General features: G+C 40.0%; 17 protein-coding genes. 2 read left to right on the top strand and 15 right to left on the bottom strand.

Annotated elements, in window-relative coordinates; genetic code table 11:
• Nucleotides 1-45: 45 nt before the first annotated feature.
• The gene (locus M2353_RS16785) at nt 46-894 is read right to left on the bottom strand and encodes a YitT family protein (RefSeq protein WP_284725758.1); all 849 of its coding nucleotides are present in this window, start codon (nt 892-894) and stop codon (nt 46-48) included.
• 189 nt (nt 895-1083) lie between these two features.
• Between M2353_RS16785 and M2353_RS16790 the strand changes: the two genes are divergently transcribed.
• On the top strand, nt 1084-1818 hold the full coding sequence (locus M2353_RS16790; protein WP_284725759.1) for an alpha/beta fold hydrolase: 735 nt from the start codon (nt 1084-1086) through the stop codon (nt 1816-1818).
• A gap of 213 nt (nt 1819-2031) precedes the next feature.
• Here M2353_RS16790 and M2353_RS16795 read toward each other — a convergent pair whose 3' ends face one another.
• The gene (locus tag M2353_RS16795) at nt 2032-3825 is read right to left on the bottom strand and encodes a M3 family oligoendopeptidase (protein ID WP_284725760.1); all 1794 of its coding nucleotides are present in this window, start codon (nt 3823-3825) and stop codon (nt 2032-2034) included.
• A 209-nt stretch (nt 3826-4034) separates the two neighbouring features.
• Here M2353_RS16795 and M2353_RS16800 point away from each other — a divergent pair.
• Nucleotides 4035-5185 (top strand): IS3 family transposase gene (locus tag M2353_RS16800; protein WP_178896435.1). Its coding sequence is split into 2 segments (ribosomal slippage): nt 4035-4308 and nt 4308-5185, totalling 1152 coding nucleotides; the frame shifts between segments, so codons are not numbered across the junction.
• A 53-nt stretch (nt 5186-5238) separates the two neighbouring features.
• Here M2353_RS16800 and prfB read toward each other — a convergent pair.
• The 13 genes from prfB to flgL form a co-directional block, all read right to left on the bottom strand.
• Nucleotides 5239-6340, bottom strand: a protein-coding gene (prfB, locus tag M2353_RS16805) for a peptide chain release factor 2 (RefSeq protein ID WP_096881918.1) whose coding sequence is annotated in 2 segments (ribosomal slippage) — nt 5239-6267 and nt 6269-6340 — 1101 coding nt in all. Because the reading frame shifts where the segments join, the coding sequence is not laid out codon by codon here.
• A 67-nt stretch (nt 6341-6407) separates the two neighbouring features.
• Nucleotides 6408-8933 (bottom strand): preprotein translocase subunit SecA, encoded by a 2526-nt coding sequence (secA, locus tag M2353_RS16810; RefSeq protein WP_216895226.1) that lies wholly within the window; start codon nt 8931-8933, stop codon nt 6408-6410.
• Nucleotides 8934-9131: 198 nt separating this feature from the next.
• Entirely contained in the window at nt 9132-9695 is a 564-nt protein-coding gene (gene hpf / locus M2353_RS16815) for a ribosome hibernation-promoting factor, HPF/YfiA family (protein WP_007499992.1), read from the bottom strand.
• 189 nt (nt 9696-9884) lie between these two features.
• A complete protein-coding gene (locus M2353_RS16820; RefSeq protein WP_284725761.1) occupies nt 9885-11570 on the bottom strand; it encodes a methyl-accepting chemotaxis protein in 1686 nt (561 codons plus the stop codon).
• Between the two features lie 33 nt (nt 11571-11603).
• On the bottom strand, nt 11604-11984 hold the full coding sequence (locus M2353_RS16825) for a DUF8042 domain-containing protein (protein WP_008348244.1): 381 nt from the start codon (nt 11982-11984) through the stop codon (nt 11604-11606).
• Nucleotides 11985-11997: 13 nt separating this feature from the next.
• Nucleotides 11998-12339 carry a flagellar protein FliT gene (gene fliT / locus M2353_RS16830; RefSeq protein WP_008348246.1) on the bottom strand — a complete coding sequence of 114 codons (342 nt, stop codon included), beginning with the start codon at nt 12337-12339 and terminating at the stop codon, nt 11998-12000.
• Nucleotides 12336-12740, bottom strand: coding sequence for a flagellar export chaperone FliS (gene fliS / locus M2353_RS16835; RefSeq protein WP_008348247.1), 405 nt, complete (start codon nt 12738-12740; stop codon nt 12336-12338). Before fliS ends, fliT begins: the two co-directional genes overlap by 4 nt.
• A gap of 17 nt (nt 12741-12757) precedes the next feature.
• The gene (locus M2353_RS16840) at nt 12758-14272 is read right to left on the bottom strand and encodes a flagellar hook-associated protein 2 (protein WP_284725762.1); all 1515 of its coding nucleotides are present in this window, start codon (nt 14270-14272) and stop codon (nt 12758-12760) included.
• 20 nt (nt 14273-14292) lie between these two features.
• Entirely contained in the window at nt 14293-14634 is a 342-nt protein-coding gene (flaG, locus tag M2353_RS16845; RefSeq protein ID WP_047945623.1) for a flagellar protein FlaG, read from the bottom strand.
• Between the two features lie 153 nt (nt 14635-14787).
• Nucleotides 14788-15012, bottom strand: coding sequence for a carbon storage regulator CsrA (csrA, locus tag M2353_RS16850; protein ID WP_008348252.1), 225 nt, complete (start codon nt 15010-15012; stop codon nt 14788-14790).
• Nucleotides 15006-15440, bottom strand: coding sequence for a flagellar assembly protein FliW (gene fliW / locus M2353_RS16855; protein WP_284725763.1), 435 nt, complete (start codon nt 15438-15440; stop codon nt 15006-15008). Before fliW ends, csrA begins: the two co-directional genes overlap by 7 nt.
• 28 nt (nt 15441-15468) lie before the next feature.
• A complete protein-coding gene (locus M2353_RS16860) occupies nt 15469-16047 on the bottom strand; it encodes a DUF6470 family protein (RefSeq protein ID WP_039963694.1) in 579 nt (192 codons plus the stop codon).
• A 46-nt stretch (nt 16048-16093) separates the two neighbouring features.
• Nucleotides 16094-17005: a flagellar hook-associated protein FlgL gene (gene flgL, locus M2353_RS16865; protein ID WP_008348257.1), complete on the bottom strand. Its 912-nt coding sequence runs from the start codon at nt 17003-17005 to the stop codon at nt 16094-16096.
• Nucleotides 17006-17012: the final 7 nt, after the last annotated feature.

Consider the following 17012-nt stretch of genomic DNA (forward strand, 5'->3'; position numbering starts at 1 on the left):
TTTCCCTCCCCTACAATCATTTGGTCAACGTTATTATATCCTTGTTTACGCCCTTTTAAAACCCTCACCAAGCACCTCTTTTGCATCCATGACGATGACAAACGCTGATGCATCGATCGCTTTTACCACTTGTTTCAACTTTGTGAATTGTGACTGCCCTACAACACACATTAAAATAGGCCGGTCATGGTCGGTGTACCCACCTACTGCTGAAATCTTCGTTACACCACGATCAATTTGATCAAACACCGCCTGTCTGACCTCATCCTCATGGTCCGTAATAATCATGGCCATCTTCGAGTGACTAAAGCCAGCCTGCACCACATCAATCGTCTTACTAGAAATGAACACTCCGATCACAGCGTACAGTCCTTCTTCAATCCCAAAAACAGTCATGGCCGCCAAAACAATCAAACCGTCCATCATCGCTAAACAAGTACCTAACGTCAGCCCTGTATATTTATTGATGATTTTGGCCGCAAGTGCCGTTCCTCCCGTTGAACCATTGCCGAGGAAAACGAGCCCAATTCCGAGCCCAATCACTACACCGCCAAATATTGCGGCGAGCAGTGCTTCATGGGTGACAGGAGCAATGTGTCTTGTTAAGAACACCATTAAAGGTAAAAAGACAGAACCAACGAGCGTTTTTACCCCAAATGTTCCACCTAATAAATAAAAGCCTGCGATAAAGAGCGGAATATTGAGACCCCATTGTACATATGCAGCTTCAAAACCGAATGACTGCATAATGGTACTGATTCCACTCACACCGCCAGCAGCAATCTGATTTGGTAATAATAACGTATTAAAGCCAACCGCCACGATGGCTGATCCTATTAAAATAAGTACATAATTTTTCACTTCAATCCAAAGTTGAGAATGTTCCTGCTTCATGTCTTTCTTCCTCCGTTACTTCTGAATGCACACCTATTTTAAGCCCTCTCATTCAGATTGTAAATAACAGTCAAATGCAGTGCTAATGGATTAATACTTTATCACACAGCCGGATCAGCGTACTTGCCGTTTGGCAGAAGAGTAAATGATGGTATATTTAATATGTACATGAGAAAGAAGGGACATACGATGAAGAAAATACTGAAGATCACCGGTATTACATTACTTGCACTCATCATCTTAGCTTTTGGTGCTTTCTATACATGGAGCCGCTTTACATATGGACCATCGGAAGCGTTAAAAAAGCAGATGAAGATTGAGCAGGTCGATCATAAAAATGGGGTATATTCATTTGAAGCATCAAAAAGCGATACTGGCATCATTCTCTATCCTGGGGCAAAAGTTGAACCTCTTGCTTATGCCTATCTAGGGAATGCGCTGATGAAGAAAGGCTATTCGGTCTTTATCCCAGCCATGCCATTTTCCTTCGCGATTTTTAATACGAAGAAGGCAGAGGATATCCTCAAAAGTCATAAAGCCATCAAGCATTGGTACATTGGCGGACATTCGCTAGGCGGGACAGCTGCCGCTATGTATGCAGAGAAAAATCAAAGCAAGCTGGACGGCCTCTTTTTCCTTGCCTCCTATCCTGCATCAGATGATTTGAAACAGGCTTCCTTGCAAGTATTATCTATTTCAGGAGAAAAAGATGGGCTAGCGACACAAGAAAAAATCAAAAAATCGAAAAAGCAGCTACCTTCTCAAACGGTGTACCATGAGATAAAAGGCGGTAATCATGCTCAATTTGGCATGTATGGCAAACAAAAAGGGGATCAGCCTGCAGACATTCTAGTCCTCACGCAACAAAAAGACATCGTTCAGACGATGCTGGAATGGTTAAAACCAGCAAAAAAGCTCCCGTAATGGGAGCTGCAAGATTGATGACAAAGGGCTAAAATGAACTTGATTTTAGCCCTTTGTCTTCTTTTCAGCGTGATAGAAAACCTTTGAAGTCTAGGAAGGACAGCTCTTTTACGGAGCGAATTTGACATTCGTGAGTACCAGCGCACAGGACTGACACAGAATGCGAGGGTTTGTCTACACGCTGAAGCTCCCGTAATGGGAGCTTTTCATTTTTTATGCCTTCGTCGCTTCTAAAAACTCTTCAGCATCTGCCACAGCCAGTGAAATGGCCTCTTCCCAAAATGCTTTTTGAGTCAGGTCGACACCTAGGTGCTTATATGCCAAATCTTCTACAGTCATTGACGCTGTATCTTTTAATAGCGCAATATATTTCTCTTCAAATGATGCCCCAGCCTGCAATGCTTTTGCATAAATACCTAGAGAGAACATGTATCCGAAGGTGTAAGGGAAGTTATAAAACGGGACACCTGTAATATGGAAATGCAGTTTAGACGCCCAGAAATGCGGATGGTATTCATCTAAAGAGTCGCCAAAGGCTTCCTTCTGTGCTTCTACCATCAACTCATTCAAGCGGTCAGCTGGCACTTCTCCTTGTTTGCGCTCTTCATAAAAGCGTTGTTCAAATAAGAAGCGTGATTGAATATTCATAAAGAATGCCACACTGCGCTGCAGCTTATCCTCTAACAAACTGAGACGCTCTTCTTCATTGGCCGCCTCTTTTAACGAAGCATCTGCCACAATCATTTCTGCGAATGTAGACGCAGTTTCAGCTACATTCATCGCATATTTACGATTCAACATCCGAACATCCTGCATGACTTCCTGATGGAACGAATGACCAAGCTCATGTGCTAGTGTCGCTACATTGGATGGAGTCCCTGAGAAGGTCATAAAAATACGTGATTCTCCGCTATCAGGGAAATTCGTACAGAAACCGCCCACTCGTTTGTTTGGGCGATTCTCAGCTTCTACCCAGCGTTCAGTAAAAGCTTTTTCAGTAAAAGCAGCAAGCTCTTTTCCAAACCCTGCGAAATGCTTGATAATAAAAGCGGCTGCATCTTGATAAGAATAGGTTTTTGTCTCACTTCCAATAGGCGCTCCCACATCAAACCAGCTTAGTTTATCAACCCCAAGCATGTCAGCTTTACGTTGTAAATAATCAATGAATGGCTGTTTATGTTCATCAATGACAGACCACATTGTATCGAGCGTCTCTTGTTTCATCCGGCAAATATCAAGGGGCTCTTTTAATATATGATCCCATCCCCTTGCTTCATATACTTGTAAACGAAAACCAGCGAGGTGATTGAGTGTGCTTGCAAACAAATGTTCATCCTGTGTCCATGCATGTTCTAAATTATGATACACGGCTTTTCTCACTTCACGGTCTGAATCATCCATCGCATTTTCTGCTTGGCCTACAGAGATCATTTGTGTTTCACCATTTTGCTCAAATGGAATGGTAATTTTGTTCACCAAGCTAGAATAAAGTTCATCCCACGCATGATACCCATCTACTGCTAGTTTTTGAATGAGTGTTTCCTGTTCAACAGGCAGCTGATCTTTCACATGTTCTCTTCGTTCATTTAATATGTAACGAACATCTGAAAAAGCGGCTGAATCCATTAATTCTTCCCACTGGCTAGTAGGAATCTCAGCAAGTGATTGATCAAACCCTGCTAGAATGGTTCCTAATTCAGCTTCCAGCTTGGCAATAGACCCTCGGAGACTGCCCGCCTTCATATCCTTTGTATTTTGAGATTGTAGACAGGATACAAATGAACCTGCTTGCGCTAGTTTTTTATATGTGATTTCATACGTTTCAAGGACAGCTGTTAACTTTTTTTCAATTTGTGTATCTTCTTTTGAAAAGGCATCTACCTTTTGTCGTAACTCATCTAATAGCTGCTGTATATGCTCTAAGTATGTGATAAATTCTGATGAAGAACTGCCTCCTTTAAAAAAGGCATCTAAATCCCACGTCTCTTGTAATGGTTTTAATCCCAAATTATTTCCCCCTTTAATTGCTAATTTCATCATACAAAGGATATAGAGTCAGTATGGCATATGTATTCCTTTATATTCATTATATTTTCTCACAATTAAAAAAACCCGGCAAGAGGGACTGACCCCCTAAGATGAGACAAATAAAAAACACCTTCAAGTTTGAAAACAGATCGTTGTGATCCGAAATAAAACATGGAGGTGTTTTTTCTATGGGGACAAGAGTGAGTTATCCGGTTGAAGTCAAACAGAAGGCTGTGGAAATGAGATTGGCAGGCGTACCTATGAAAGAGATCATGCAGGAATTGAATATCAAGAATAAGACGCAGGTTCAGACATGGGTGAGATGGCATAAAGCTGGGGATACACACCGGTTCGAACAACCTGTTGGAAAACAATATTCCTATGGAAAGGGCCCCGAGTACTCTTCCGAATTAGAGAGACTGCGGGCAGAAAATCGCTATTTGAGTCAACAGAATGAAGTTTTAAAAAAGTACAACGAATTGGAAAGGAAGTTGATAAGGAAACGTCAATCAAACTGGTAGAAGAATTGTGCAAAACGATGACGGTACAGGACATCTGTGTCCATTTAGGCATCTTACGTACTTCGTATTATAGATGGAAAAAGGATTTGACTCAGACTCATTCTAAAAGACAACTAGAGAAACAGGTCGGCACGTTGTGCCGAAAGCACAAATATCGATATGGTTATCGGAAAATCACAGCCATACTAAAAATGAGAATGCGTATTAACCATAAAACTGTTCAACGTATCATGCAGAAAAACCAGTGGCAATGCCGGGTTAAAATGAAAAAGCGTAAGAAGAGTGGGCAGCCTTATGCCGTAGCCGGTAATATACTGGATCGGAATTTTCAGTCTGATCGCCCTCTTGAAAAACTAGTCACGGACATCACGTATTTGCCTTATGGACAGAAACAATTGTACCTTTCCAGTATATTGGATTTATATAATGGAGAAGTGATTGCTTTTACGATTGGTGATAAGCAGGACACAGACTTTATCTTAAACACACTTAATCAGCTCCCAGCACTGCCTGAGAATTGCGTGTTACATAGCGATCAAGGTTCTGTGTATACATCTTACGAGTATCAGAAAGCTGTTCATATAAAAGGCATTACCATGAGCATGTCCCGTAAAGGGACACCCGCTGATAATGCCTCCATCGAATCGTTTCATTCCTCACTAAAGTCTGAAACGTTCTATCTTAACAGGATTGATCGCACTACGACCACCATCGTAGAACGCACTGTCAAAGAATACATTTATTATTATAACAACATTCGTATTCAAACGAAACTAAACAACCAATCACCGATAAACTATCGGCAATTGGCTGTATAAAGGTGTTTTGATCCCTGTCTCAAAAACGGGGGTCAGTCCCAGAAGCCGAGTTTTTATGATAATTTTGAACGTAAATACGCATCGATAAAGGAATCTAAATCTCCATCCATCACCGCTTGAACATTTCCCATCTCCGTGTTGGTACGATGGTCTTTCACAAGAGAATATGGGTGGAAAACATACGAGCGAATTTGGCTTCCCCAGCCAATTTCTTTCTGTTCTCCTCTAATTTCATCCAATTCCGCCTGCTGTTCTTCGATCCGTTTTTGATAAAGCTTAGATTTCAGCATTTTCATTGCACGTTCTCTGTTTTTGATTTGGGATCTTTCCGTTTGGCACGTCACGACGACATTTGTTGGGATGTGTGTGATACGAACCGCAGAGTCCGTCGTATTGACGTGCTGACCCCCTGCACCACTTGCACGATACGTATCCACCTTAATATCCTCTGTACGAATATCGATATCAATTTCTTCATTAAATTCTGGCATGACATCACAGGAAACGAAAGAGGTGTGTCTACGGCCAGATGAATCAAATGGAGAAATACGGACTAAACGATGGACACCTTTTTCTGCTTTTAAGTAACCGTAAGCGTTATGTCCTTTAATCAGCAATGTCACAGACTTAATTCCCGCTTCATCACCAGGAAGGTAATCAAGTGTTTCGACCTTAAAGCCTCTGCGCTCTGCCCAGCGGGTATACATTCTGAGGAGCATCGATCCCCAGTCCTGTGATTCCGTTCCACCTGCACCTGGGTGAAGCTCAAGAATGGCATTGTTTTTATCATAAGGTTCGCTTAAAAGAAGCTGTAGCTCAAATTCATTAAACTGCTTCGTTAAGTTCTTCAGCTCTTTTTCAAGCTCTGCATGAAGCTCCTCGTCATAATCTTCCTTTAATAAGTCATGTGTCATTTGTAGTTCTTCATGCGATTCACTGAGTTCATGATAGGAGTTCACAGAATCCTTTAGTGCATTGGCTTCATTGATTACCCCTTGAGCCTTTTGCTGATCGTTCCAAAAATCAGCCTCTGACATCGTCGCTTCAAGCTCTGCGATTTTGACTTCTTTTGTTTCTAGGTCAAAGAGACCCCCTAAAATCAGCTAGCCTGCTAGCCATATTTTCAAGCTCTTGTCTAATTTCTACTAATTCCATATCCTTCACCTCATAGATGTATGGGGGCTGACATGAATAGAAAGAGGTTTTCACCTCTTTCCATTACTTATTCTGTCTTCCCATGACAATTTTTATATTTCTTGCCGCTTCCGCAGTGACATGGCGAGTTTCTTCCGATATCCACCACTTTACGCACCGGCTTTTTCTTCACTGTTTTCTCCTCATCGCCTTCTTGAGGCTGATGAGCAGTTGTTTGTCCTTGAACGACTTCTTCACGTTCTAGGTTGTTTTGGATTTCTGATTTTAGCACATATTTAGCGACGTCATCTTCAATTGAAGCGACCATATGCTCAAACATCGCAAATCCTTCCATTTGATACTCACGAAGTGGATTGGTTTGTGCATATGCACGTAAATGGATTCCTTGACGCAGCTGATCCATTGCATCGATATGATCCATCCACTTCGAATCTACTGCACGAAGAACGATGACTTTTTCAAATTCACGCATTTGTTCATCGCCAAATGTCTCTTCTTTTGCATCGTATTTCTCTTTAATCCGCTCCATGATGAATTCCGTGATCTCATCTGCTTCTTTACCGAAGATATCTTTGACCGAAATAGCACCTTCATCTAAATAGTTCGTGTTGATTAATTCAACAAGACCATCTAGTTTCCATTCTTCTGGAAGCTCATCTTTCGGCGTATAAGAGCCAACAGCCCGCTCAATAGACGATTGAATCATATTGATCACAATCGATTTCAAGTTATCAGAATCGATGACTTCAAAACGCTGTTTGTAAATGACTTCACGCTGTTGACGAAGAACATCATCATATTGCAGAAGCTGCTTACGGGAATCAAAGTTATTCCCCTCAACACGTTTTTGAGAAGATTCAACAGCTTTTGAGACCATTTTACTTTGAATTGGAGTAGAGTCATCCATACCGAAGCGATCAAGCATCGCCATTGTCCGCTCTGCACCAAATCGGCGCATCAATTCATCTTCCATTGAGAGATAGAATTGAGTAATCCCTGGGTCTCCTTGACGACCAGAACGACCACGGAGCTGGTTATCGATACGGCGTGATTCATGACGCTCTGTCCCAATAACAGCAAGACCGCCTAGTTCTTTCACACCTTCGCCAAGCTTGATGTCTGTTCCACGTCCCGCCATGTTTGTCGCAATTGTGACGGCACCTTTTTGTCCAGCTTCCTCAATAATTTGTGCTTCACGCTCATGGTTTTTCGCGTTTAACACTTGATGAGGGATGCCTTTATTTTTAAGCAGTTTTGAAATCAATTCAGATGTCTCAACCGCAACAGTTCCGACAAGGACCGGCTGTCCTGTCATATAACGCTGTGCGACGTCTTCAGCTACTGCTTTAAATTTGCCATCCATTGTACGGTAGATTAAATCTGGTCTGTCATCACGCACAACCGGTTTATTGGTTGGGATTGTGACAACTTGCATATTGTAAATGTTACGGAATTCCTCTTCTTCCGTTTTCGCTGTACCTGTCATACCAGATAGCTTTTCATACATACGGAAATAGTTCTGGAACGTAATGGTTGCAAGTGTCATGCTTTCATTCTGCACTTCAAGACCTTCTTTTGCTTCAATGGCTTGGTGCAGACCTTCACTATAGCGACGTCCTTTCATTAAACGTCCTGTGAAGGAGTCAACGATGACGACTTGACCATCTTCCACAACATAATCAACGTCTTTTTGCATCGCAACATGCGCCTTAAGAGCCTGCGCGATATGGTGGTTAAGAGCGACATGTTTGACATCAAACAAGTTCTCGATACCAAATGCTTTTTCCGCCTTCGTCATTCCGCTTTCAGTCAGCTGTACACTTTTTGTTTTAATATCATAAGTGAAATCGTCTTCTATTTTTAACGTACGAACAAAGGCATTTGCTTGTACGTAAAGTTTCGTCGATTTTGCAGCTTGTCCAGAAATAATAAGAGGTGTTCTCGCTTCATCAATTAAGATGGAGTCAACTTCATCGATGACGGCATAATGAAGTGGTCTTTGAACCATTTGCTCTTTATACAGCACCATGTTATCTCGTAAATAATCAAAGCCAAGCTCATTGTTTGTTGAATACGTGATATCAGCAGCATACGCTTCTCTTTTTTCATCTTTGTCTAAACTGTTTAAGTTCAAGCCAACCGTTAATCCAAGAAATTCAAAAATCTTGCCCATTTCCTGTGCATCACGGCTTGCCAAATATTCGTTGACTGTTACAATGTGGACGCCTTTTCCAGAAAGAGCATTCAAATAAACAGGCATCGTTGATGTCAACGTTTTACCTTCACCTGTTTTCATCTCAGAGATATTCCCTTCATGTAGGGCAATCCCCCCCATGAGCTGCACCTTAAATGGGAACATTCCTGTCACGCGGCGTGATGCCTCGCGAACCGTTGCAAATGCTTCAACCAAAAGGTCGTCTACAGATTGTCCTTTTTCAAGTTTTTCTTTAAATTCGATCGTTTTATTTCGTAAAGCCTCGTCAGATAATTTCTCAAAATCTTGAGCGAGAGCTTCGATTTCATTTGCCTTTTTTTCATATCGGCTGATCGTACGTTTCGTAGGATCAAACACTTTGTTTAAGATTCCAAGCATATAATAACGCTCCTCTATTTCATGCAATTTTTCGGCATGTCCAAAAGTTTGACAGGTCCATATTTACCTGCATTTATCATACCATACCTTCCTTGATTTCCAAAGAATTTGCAATGATTTAGCACAAAAAACCCGCCCCTAATGAAGGGAGCGGGTTTACTTTTTTTAGGTCATTTTTGGATCAAAAGGAACGAATGATTAAGCGTTCGGCTCAATGAGTCCATATTTACCGTCATTTCGGCGGTATACCACATTGGTCAAATTTGTCTCAGCATTTGTGAAGACAAAGAAACTGTGACCTAACATGTTCATTTGGAGAATGGCCTCTTCGCTATCCATTGGTTTTAAATTGAAGCGTTTTTGTCTGACGATTTCTGTTTCATCAATCTCTTCGTCATCTTGAACTGCTACTTCGGACGCACCGTTTCCTCCAGCAAATAAATGCTTTTTCGCACCTTGCTCACGGAATTTACGGTTCACTTTCGTTTTATGTTTTCTAATTTGACGTTCTAATTTACTGGTTGCTAGGTCTACTGCATTGTACATATCCTCATTATGCACCTCTGCTCGAAGTGCAAGATCAGTCATTGGAATGGTAACCTCAACTTTAGATTCTTGATCGTTGTAAAATTTCAAGTTCACGTTGACTGAAGCATCAACATCTGACTCAAAATAACGCTCCAGCTTTCCAATTTTTTTCTCGACATGATCTCTTAGTGCAGGTGTTACTTCGATGTTTTCTCCTCGGACATTGTAATTCATGTAAAGAACGCCTCCTTTAAAATTAAGGATATGTAAACTTATTTCTACTTTCCCCTCCTTTTCTCCTGCTCAAACGTAAAAAAAATGTGAATTTTTATTGAAATTTGTCGAATCCTGCGGTGCTTCAGCTTTTACTTGATAGGTGATGAATATATATTCGCTTGATTCTTGAAAAAGACCATCGCACTGTTAAATCTTGAAAGATGAAATAGATGTTTTCAGTGATTGAGACAAAGATTTTAAATCTTCCGCAGCTGCTTTCATTTCCTCATTCGCCGCTAGTGATTCTTCAACAGCCGCCGACATGTACTCTGTCTCCTCAGAATTTCGCTTGGCTCCTTCTTCTATCACACCAACTGTTTGAGAAATTTCTTCTGTACTAGCTGAGATTTGCTCTGTCGTGGCAGAAAGCTCCTTTGCTTTCATCGAAATATCACGGATGGATTCCAGAATTTCTTGAAAGCTCTGTTCAGACAATTGCGATACTTTCACACCTTCTGCTACATCTCGTTCCACTTTCGTCATAGATTGAGACGACCTTTCAGTATCTTTGTTCACGTTGGCGAGTAGCTGACTAATTTGATCAGTCAGCTGACTTGATTCTTCTGCCAGCTTTCTGACTTCATCTGCAACAACCGCAAAACCTCGTCCATGTTCCCCAGCCCTTGCTGCTTCAATGGCTGCGTTTAAAGCAAGTAAATTTGTCTGATCTGCAATGGCATGAATATTCCCCAGCAGGTCTTGAATGCCGGTAAACTGTACTTGTACATTGGCCATTGTAGAATGATGTTCATTCACAGATTCCTTAATAGAACTCATTTGTTTCACAAATTGTTGAATGAGGGATGCGCCCTCTTCAGCCTTTTCAGTCACTGAAATTGAGTGACCCGAAACATCAGACGTATGTTCAGCGGCATTATGCATACCAGTCGAGACTTCTTGAATCGCCGAAGCTACTTTTCCTACTGCATCCGATTGTTCACGTGAAGCTTCACTGACCTGTTCAATCGAGCTAGACGTCTGTTCACTAGCCGAAATGGTTTGACTGATGGTTTCTTCAAATTGAGCAGCAGAATCAGCTAATTGCCTTGACCCGTTTTGCACCTGTAAGATGAGCTGACGCAAATGAGCTGTCATTTGGTTAAAAGCCGTACCGAGCTGGCCAATTTCATTTTTAGAGGTTACTTCAATCTCTTCAAGTGTGAGGTCACCATCTGCCATTCTTCTTGCTGCATGTGTGACAGAGACAATCGGTTTTGTCATACGATGAACAAACCTTGTGCCAATGACTAAAAAGCCGACTATAATCGCCGCGCTAACGAGAATAAGCGTCAGCAATAATTGGTTACTTTCTTCATTGAGCTGACTGATTTTTTGATCACGCTGTTTCAATTGTGTTTGAGCAAATTCTTTTGTAAAGGTATGTATTTCTTGTTCGATAGGTTGTAATTCTTGACTGAGGCGGGTGTTGAATTCTTTTTGATTTTGCATATTCAATGAATTAAATAATCGATTTGTTGAGGTGTAGTAAAGATAATTTTTTTCCGAAATTTGATCTAACAGATTTTTTGCTTGTTTAACGGTGCTCATTTTTGATGCTTCAGCTGTTTTCTTATTGATTTCTTCATATGTTTGCTCAATCTTCTGTAAATTTTCAGCATCTTGAACAACTACATACGTTTTAATTTGTGCTTCCTGCTTTTGTAGCAGTGCCTCTAATTCCAGTGAGGTTTGGTACAGCTTTACTTCTTTGGTGAGGAGTGCTTTATACGATTGATCTGTTTTGTAATAAATAAAACTAGAAAACCCCAAAATACTGACAAACAATACACATATGACAATAAGCCCAAATAAAAATTGATTTTTTAGTCTCATAAATTCCTCCGAATGGTCTGAATTGAACAAAAATTAATGAATGACATACGGCCTCATACAGGCATGTATTTCATCCATCCACTTTCTATATTCAGGTATAAAATATGATGTAAGGAATGACTGGAAGTGATTTGAAGGGAATGTATAGAAAGCTAGTATATCGAAACTTAAAAAAATTTGGTCAAACGATCGAATCGTCTTGGCAAAGTGCTCATTTTCAATAATTGAAAGCAGAAGCGGGTGTGTTGTCTCTAGATGAAAGAAGGCATGGATCAGATCATTAAAGATCCGATCCCCTTCTGTTTTAGCGAAATCCTTCTCAATTTCATCTAAATATTTTAGACTCTCTTCTATCGTATATAGAAGGTCATAATATGTGGTTAATAAAATATAGTCATCTGAACGATACGCCACAGGTCTCACCTATTTATTTCCGTTTATCGTAGTATACGCCGTCACTTGTCATGGGCTGATACGGATTTTGATAATTCAGCTGTTTTGTTTTCTTACGTTGAATGGCTTGAATATCTGCCTTGATCCCATTTTGAATCTCCGTTAATTGCTTGGCCATCAATTGATCTGTTTGAATGATTTCTTTGATTTTCTCTTTTTCTTGAACGGAAAGCTCATGTTGAATATCTCTCATTAGTTCGTCTCTCTCAACTAAAAAAGCATCAAAGTCTTCAACGAGTGTTTCGCTTTGCGGGTTGGCCTCTATTTCCGCTGCCATTTTTAACGTTTGGTCGTGCAGTTGGTCCACAATACTCATAGAGATCCCCCAATAGAGTGGTGACGCCCTTTTCGATCGGTTTGAATGACTTCCTTCCAAGCATCTCGGAAATCAGTCACATATTGCTCTACTTCATTCAAGATCTCTTCATCATTTTGCAGATTGGCTTCAATCAGTCTTCGATAGATGTAGTCATACATACTTGCCATGCTCTTTGATACATCATACGTACGATTTAAGGTGACATTTAATTCTTGGATGATGTTTTGAGCCTTTTTCAGGTTCAAGTTTCTCATTTCAGCATCTTCTTTTTGAATGCCATGCTTTGCTAGTCTAATAAACTTTAAGCATCCTTCATAAAGCATAAGCGTTAACTCGGCCGGTGTTGCGGTCTCAATAGAATTTTTCTGATAGGCGGCATAAGGGTTCTGAATTGCCATATGTTATAAACCTCCAATTATTGTCCAAGCAGTTGAGAAAGATAGCCAGATTGGTTGTTTAGCTTTTGAATCGCACTATCCATGGCGTTAAACTTTTTGTAGTAACGAGCTTCCACCATTTTTAAACGATCTTGGAATGTGCTCATTCGTTGAGTCAAAGAATCAAGGTCCTTACCAAGTCCGTATTCCTTTGATGCCATCGTTGTGCTACCAGCCTTTGTTTGAATGCTCTTTGAGAAGGCTGATAAGGAATTTTTGATACGATGAATAATTCCTTGTTCTTTATATTGCTGCTGCGCTTTATCTTTATCTTTTGAATCTACATTTAGCGAACCTGACATAAATATTTGACTAATCTTCTGTGGGTCTTCTTGAATGGCTTTTCTTAGTTTCGGTTCATCAATGACAAGCTTTCCGCCATCTTTATATTTATCTGAAGTGGCAATTCCGATTTGTGTCATGTGAATTTTATTCCCATCACTTGTCGTAATATCAACATAAAAATCACTTCTTATTTTAGATGCACCAGATCGTAAAATTGAATCACTTCTCAGCAAGCCTGACTTCGCAGTCGTTTCCCATAGCTCGACTTCTTTGTCAGACATGGCTTTTTTCTCTTCTGCTGTTAATGGATAATAGTCTCTATTTCTTTTTTCATTGACTTTACCATTGATCTCTTCAACAAGTTCATTGTATTTATCAACGAATTGTTTGATTTTATCAAAGATGGCATCGACATCTGTTGAAACGTTCAAACTGACAGGCTTATCTGTTGTTCCTTTAAGTTCATATGTGATACCAGCCTGCGTGAAGGTATTATTGTTATTTTCCATTTTGAGACCATTAATTTCGTATTGCGCTTTCTGCCCTTGAGTAGTCGCAACTAATTTATTATCTCCATCCACTTGGAATCCTAATTGCGTTAAAAATGAAGCAGAATTACCATCCGCTGCCTTAATACTGACACCTTCTCCAGTCGTACGGGAAGTCAGAGCGATTGTATCCACGTAGTTGGTCCCATCAAAGATTTGGCCTTTATAAGCCGTGACACCTAGTTGAGCGTTGTTCAATTTTGACACGATTGAATCAAGGGTATCTTTATCAGTCGTATTAATGGTCACTGTTTTGGGTGTCGTAGAATCTGGTGTCGTCACCTCAAATGTGAACGTACCGTTTGCAGCAGTAAATCCAGATGTACCAGAAGATTTGAATACGGAAGCTGTCGCTAGTTGGGTCACATTAATCGAGCCAGAGGTAGCATTTGTTGATCCAGTTGCTGTGACAGCAGATTCATTGGAGCTTGTAACCTTTTTTGCGCCATAAGTACTCGGATATGTTAAATTTAGTTTGGCAATGAGATCATCTAATTCTTTGACCTTTGAATTGACCTCGCGGTAGCTGTCTCTTTGCCATTCAAGTGTTTGTTTCTGACGTGTCATTTTATCAAGTGGTGCTTGCTCAGTTTTCATTAGCTTTGAGACGATTTCGTCAATATCAAATACATTTGAAAATCCAGTAATTCGATTAACCATTGTTTATGTTCTCCCTTCAATTACGTTCTTTTATCGACAAATAAACCGACAATCTCTGTCATTGCCGCATAGAAATCAAGCCATTCTTTGGAAGGAATCTCTCTAATGACTTCTTCGGTTTGGTTATCTACGACTTTGACATAATATTCATTGAGTTTTTCATGTAATTCAAATTGAAGATGAAATTGAGTAGGTTCAATCAGCTTATTTGCTCCTTGAAGCGTTTTCTCAATTTCTTCTTTTGAAACGACTTTTCCATTTGCTTGTAAATCAGTGTTTGCATTGTCATTTTGATGATTCGTAACACGGGTTTGAAATGCATCAATCAGTGGCTCTAGCGAAGTCAACTTACCAACAGACATAGTTATTCAGCTCCTGTGCTTTAATCTATCTTTTATATCGGCTTTGAATTTTTAAATTAAATATAGATGGACCGATTTGTTAAAGTTTCATATAGATGGTGTACTTCTACGGTTTCACACGGAGGAGGATAGACAAATAGGATAAAAAAATCCTCACTTTTTTTGTGAGGATAATTGAGAAAGTAGATCGAAGGACAAGCTAGCAGCACGGCTGTTTTCTTCTTGAATAGATAGGTATACTTCCTTCCTGTGAATATCAATATGCTTAGGAGCCTCAATTCCGACTTTTACTTGGTCGCCTTCAATCGCAATAATTTTAACTTCAATATCGTCGCCTATTTGAATCGATTGATTTAATTTACGAGATAGAACTAACATGAGGAAGCCACCTCTAACAAATGTTTTGTATGATAGACTGAATCATGCAAAATGACCTGCTTGGCTTTCATGTTTTTCCGATTCACAATAATAGGCGCTCTTAAATTGGCTGTCGTTTTTTCAATAGAAGATCCCATTGTTAAAATAACCATGACTTCCACATCATTGGCATCTTCTACCCCAAGAATGTCTACAACCGATTCTTCTAAGTCAAATTCATATTGATTGAAGAACAAAAATGGGCTGCTGACAATAAAGCCTAGTTCTGCATTTTTCAAAGATTGAAGAACTAAAAATGGGGATTCTTCTGATAAAGGTAAAATGACAAATTGTTTTTGATCCAGAAATCCTGGTATCCCATTAGAGAAGTGAATGATTTGCTCCTCTTTAATCGTCACTTTGCCATGGTATTTTGTTTGAATGATCATAATTCACGACCTTTTTCATTTTTCTTAACTATACCTTATCACCATTTTGACCTGTTTCGTCAACTTCTATTTTTAATTCTGGGTATTGTAACATATCAATATGAACTTTACCTGGCTGGTAGTTAACAATTGGTTTATGAGGTGTTGCCTCTATAATAGCTTTTTGCGGCTCCACATCAATTTTAAGTTCAGATGGCTGATAGTGAATTTTCACACTAAAAAATGAAGGAATCACACCGATGTTGAATTGTTTTGCTGGAGGACTGCCGTTGATTTTCGCAAACTCAGCAATCGCATTCCCACCATTCTCGATCTTGATGAGTTCACTTCCTTCTTCCGCTCTACGTCCCATTCCTTCTCCAATCGCACGTTTCCCCTCAGCCGCCCATTCCTCTGAACGTCTAAAAATCGACTTAATATCCATATCGGCAAATGCCTCGGTTTGATCTATGGTTAATTTCGACGGTGTCCTTGTGATATTCATGACAGCTCTTGGCTGCTGAATGTCAAGATCCGCTCTTGGCTGCTCTACTTCTTGCCTGGAAGGGGTAGTCGACATTTGCAGCTTTGCATAAGTTTGCTCCATTAACAATCTAGGGATTTGCATAGGTTCACCTCCATGATGCAAAAAAGCACCCAACGGATGCTTTTTCTTATCTTAAGAAATCGACAAGGGATGGCTGAATCACTTTAGCTGTCGTCGCTAAAGCAGCTCTATTTACAGTCTCTTGTTGAAGAAGATCAAGAATGGCTTTCTCACTTTCTACATCTTCGGCATCTGATTTAGCCTTTTTCAGCACTTCAAATTGCGAAGTCAAACGGCTCCCGACTAAGTCGATACGATTGGATCTAGCCCCAAGATCTGAACGCTCAGCACTCATCACTTCTTTAAACTGATCGATATTTCCTAATGCATCATCAGAATTTGTAAACGTTCCATTTTTTAATGAGTTTTCTAAATCAGTCAGCATTTCAATGACATTTTGACCACTGGCAGATTGTCCACCAAAAGCTGAAAGAGGATTTGAATTCACATTTAATGTGATTCCATCAGAAATGTTCGACTGAACCACGTTTGCATCTGTATAGTTTTCAAAGTTAAATGTAAACGTACCATCTGCATTCTCTACAACTGGTTTAACATTTGTATTTGTCCCATTAAAAACAAACTTACCTAACATCTGCGTGTTCATTGCATCAATGATTTGATTCTTCATCTGACCAATTTCCACTCCGATAGCAGCTAAATCTTCTGGCTGTTTTGTTCCATTGGCCGCATCGAGTACTTTATCTCGTATATTTGACATGATATCAATTATTTCAGTGACACTTGTTTCAGATGTATCAATCCAGTTTCGTGCCTCATTTAAATTAGTTTGGTATTGCTCATTTCGAAACATGGCTGTACTATATTGAAGACTTTTCACTGCTGCAACAGGATCATCAGACGTTTTTGTGAAACGTTTTCCAGACTGTGCCTGCTCATTAATTTTAGAGAGTTTTTCATAACTTTTACTAATATTTCGAAGTGAATTTTGAGAAATCATACTTTGCGTGACTCGCATCAGTTAG

Source organism: Bacillus aerius (genome assembly GCF_029894105.1).
Lineage (GTDB): Bacteria > Bacillota > Bacilli > Bacillales > Bacillaceae > Bacillus > Bacillus altitudinis.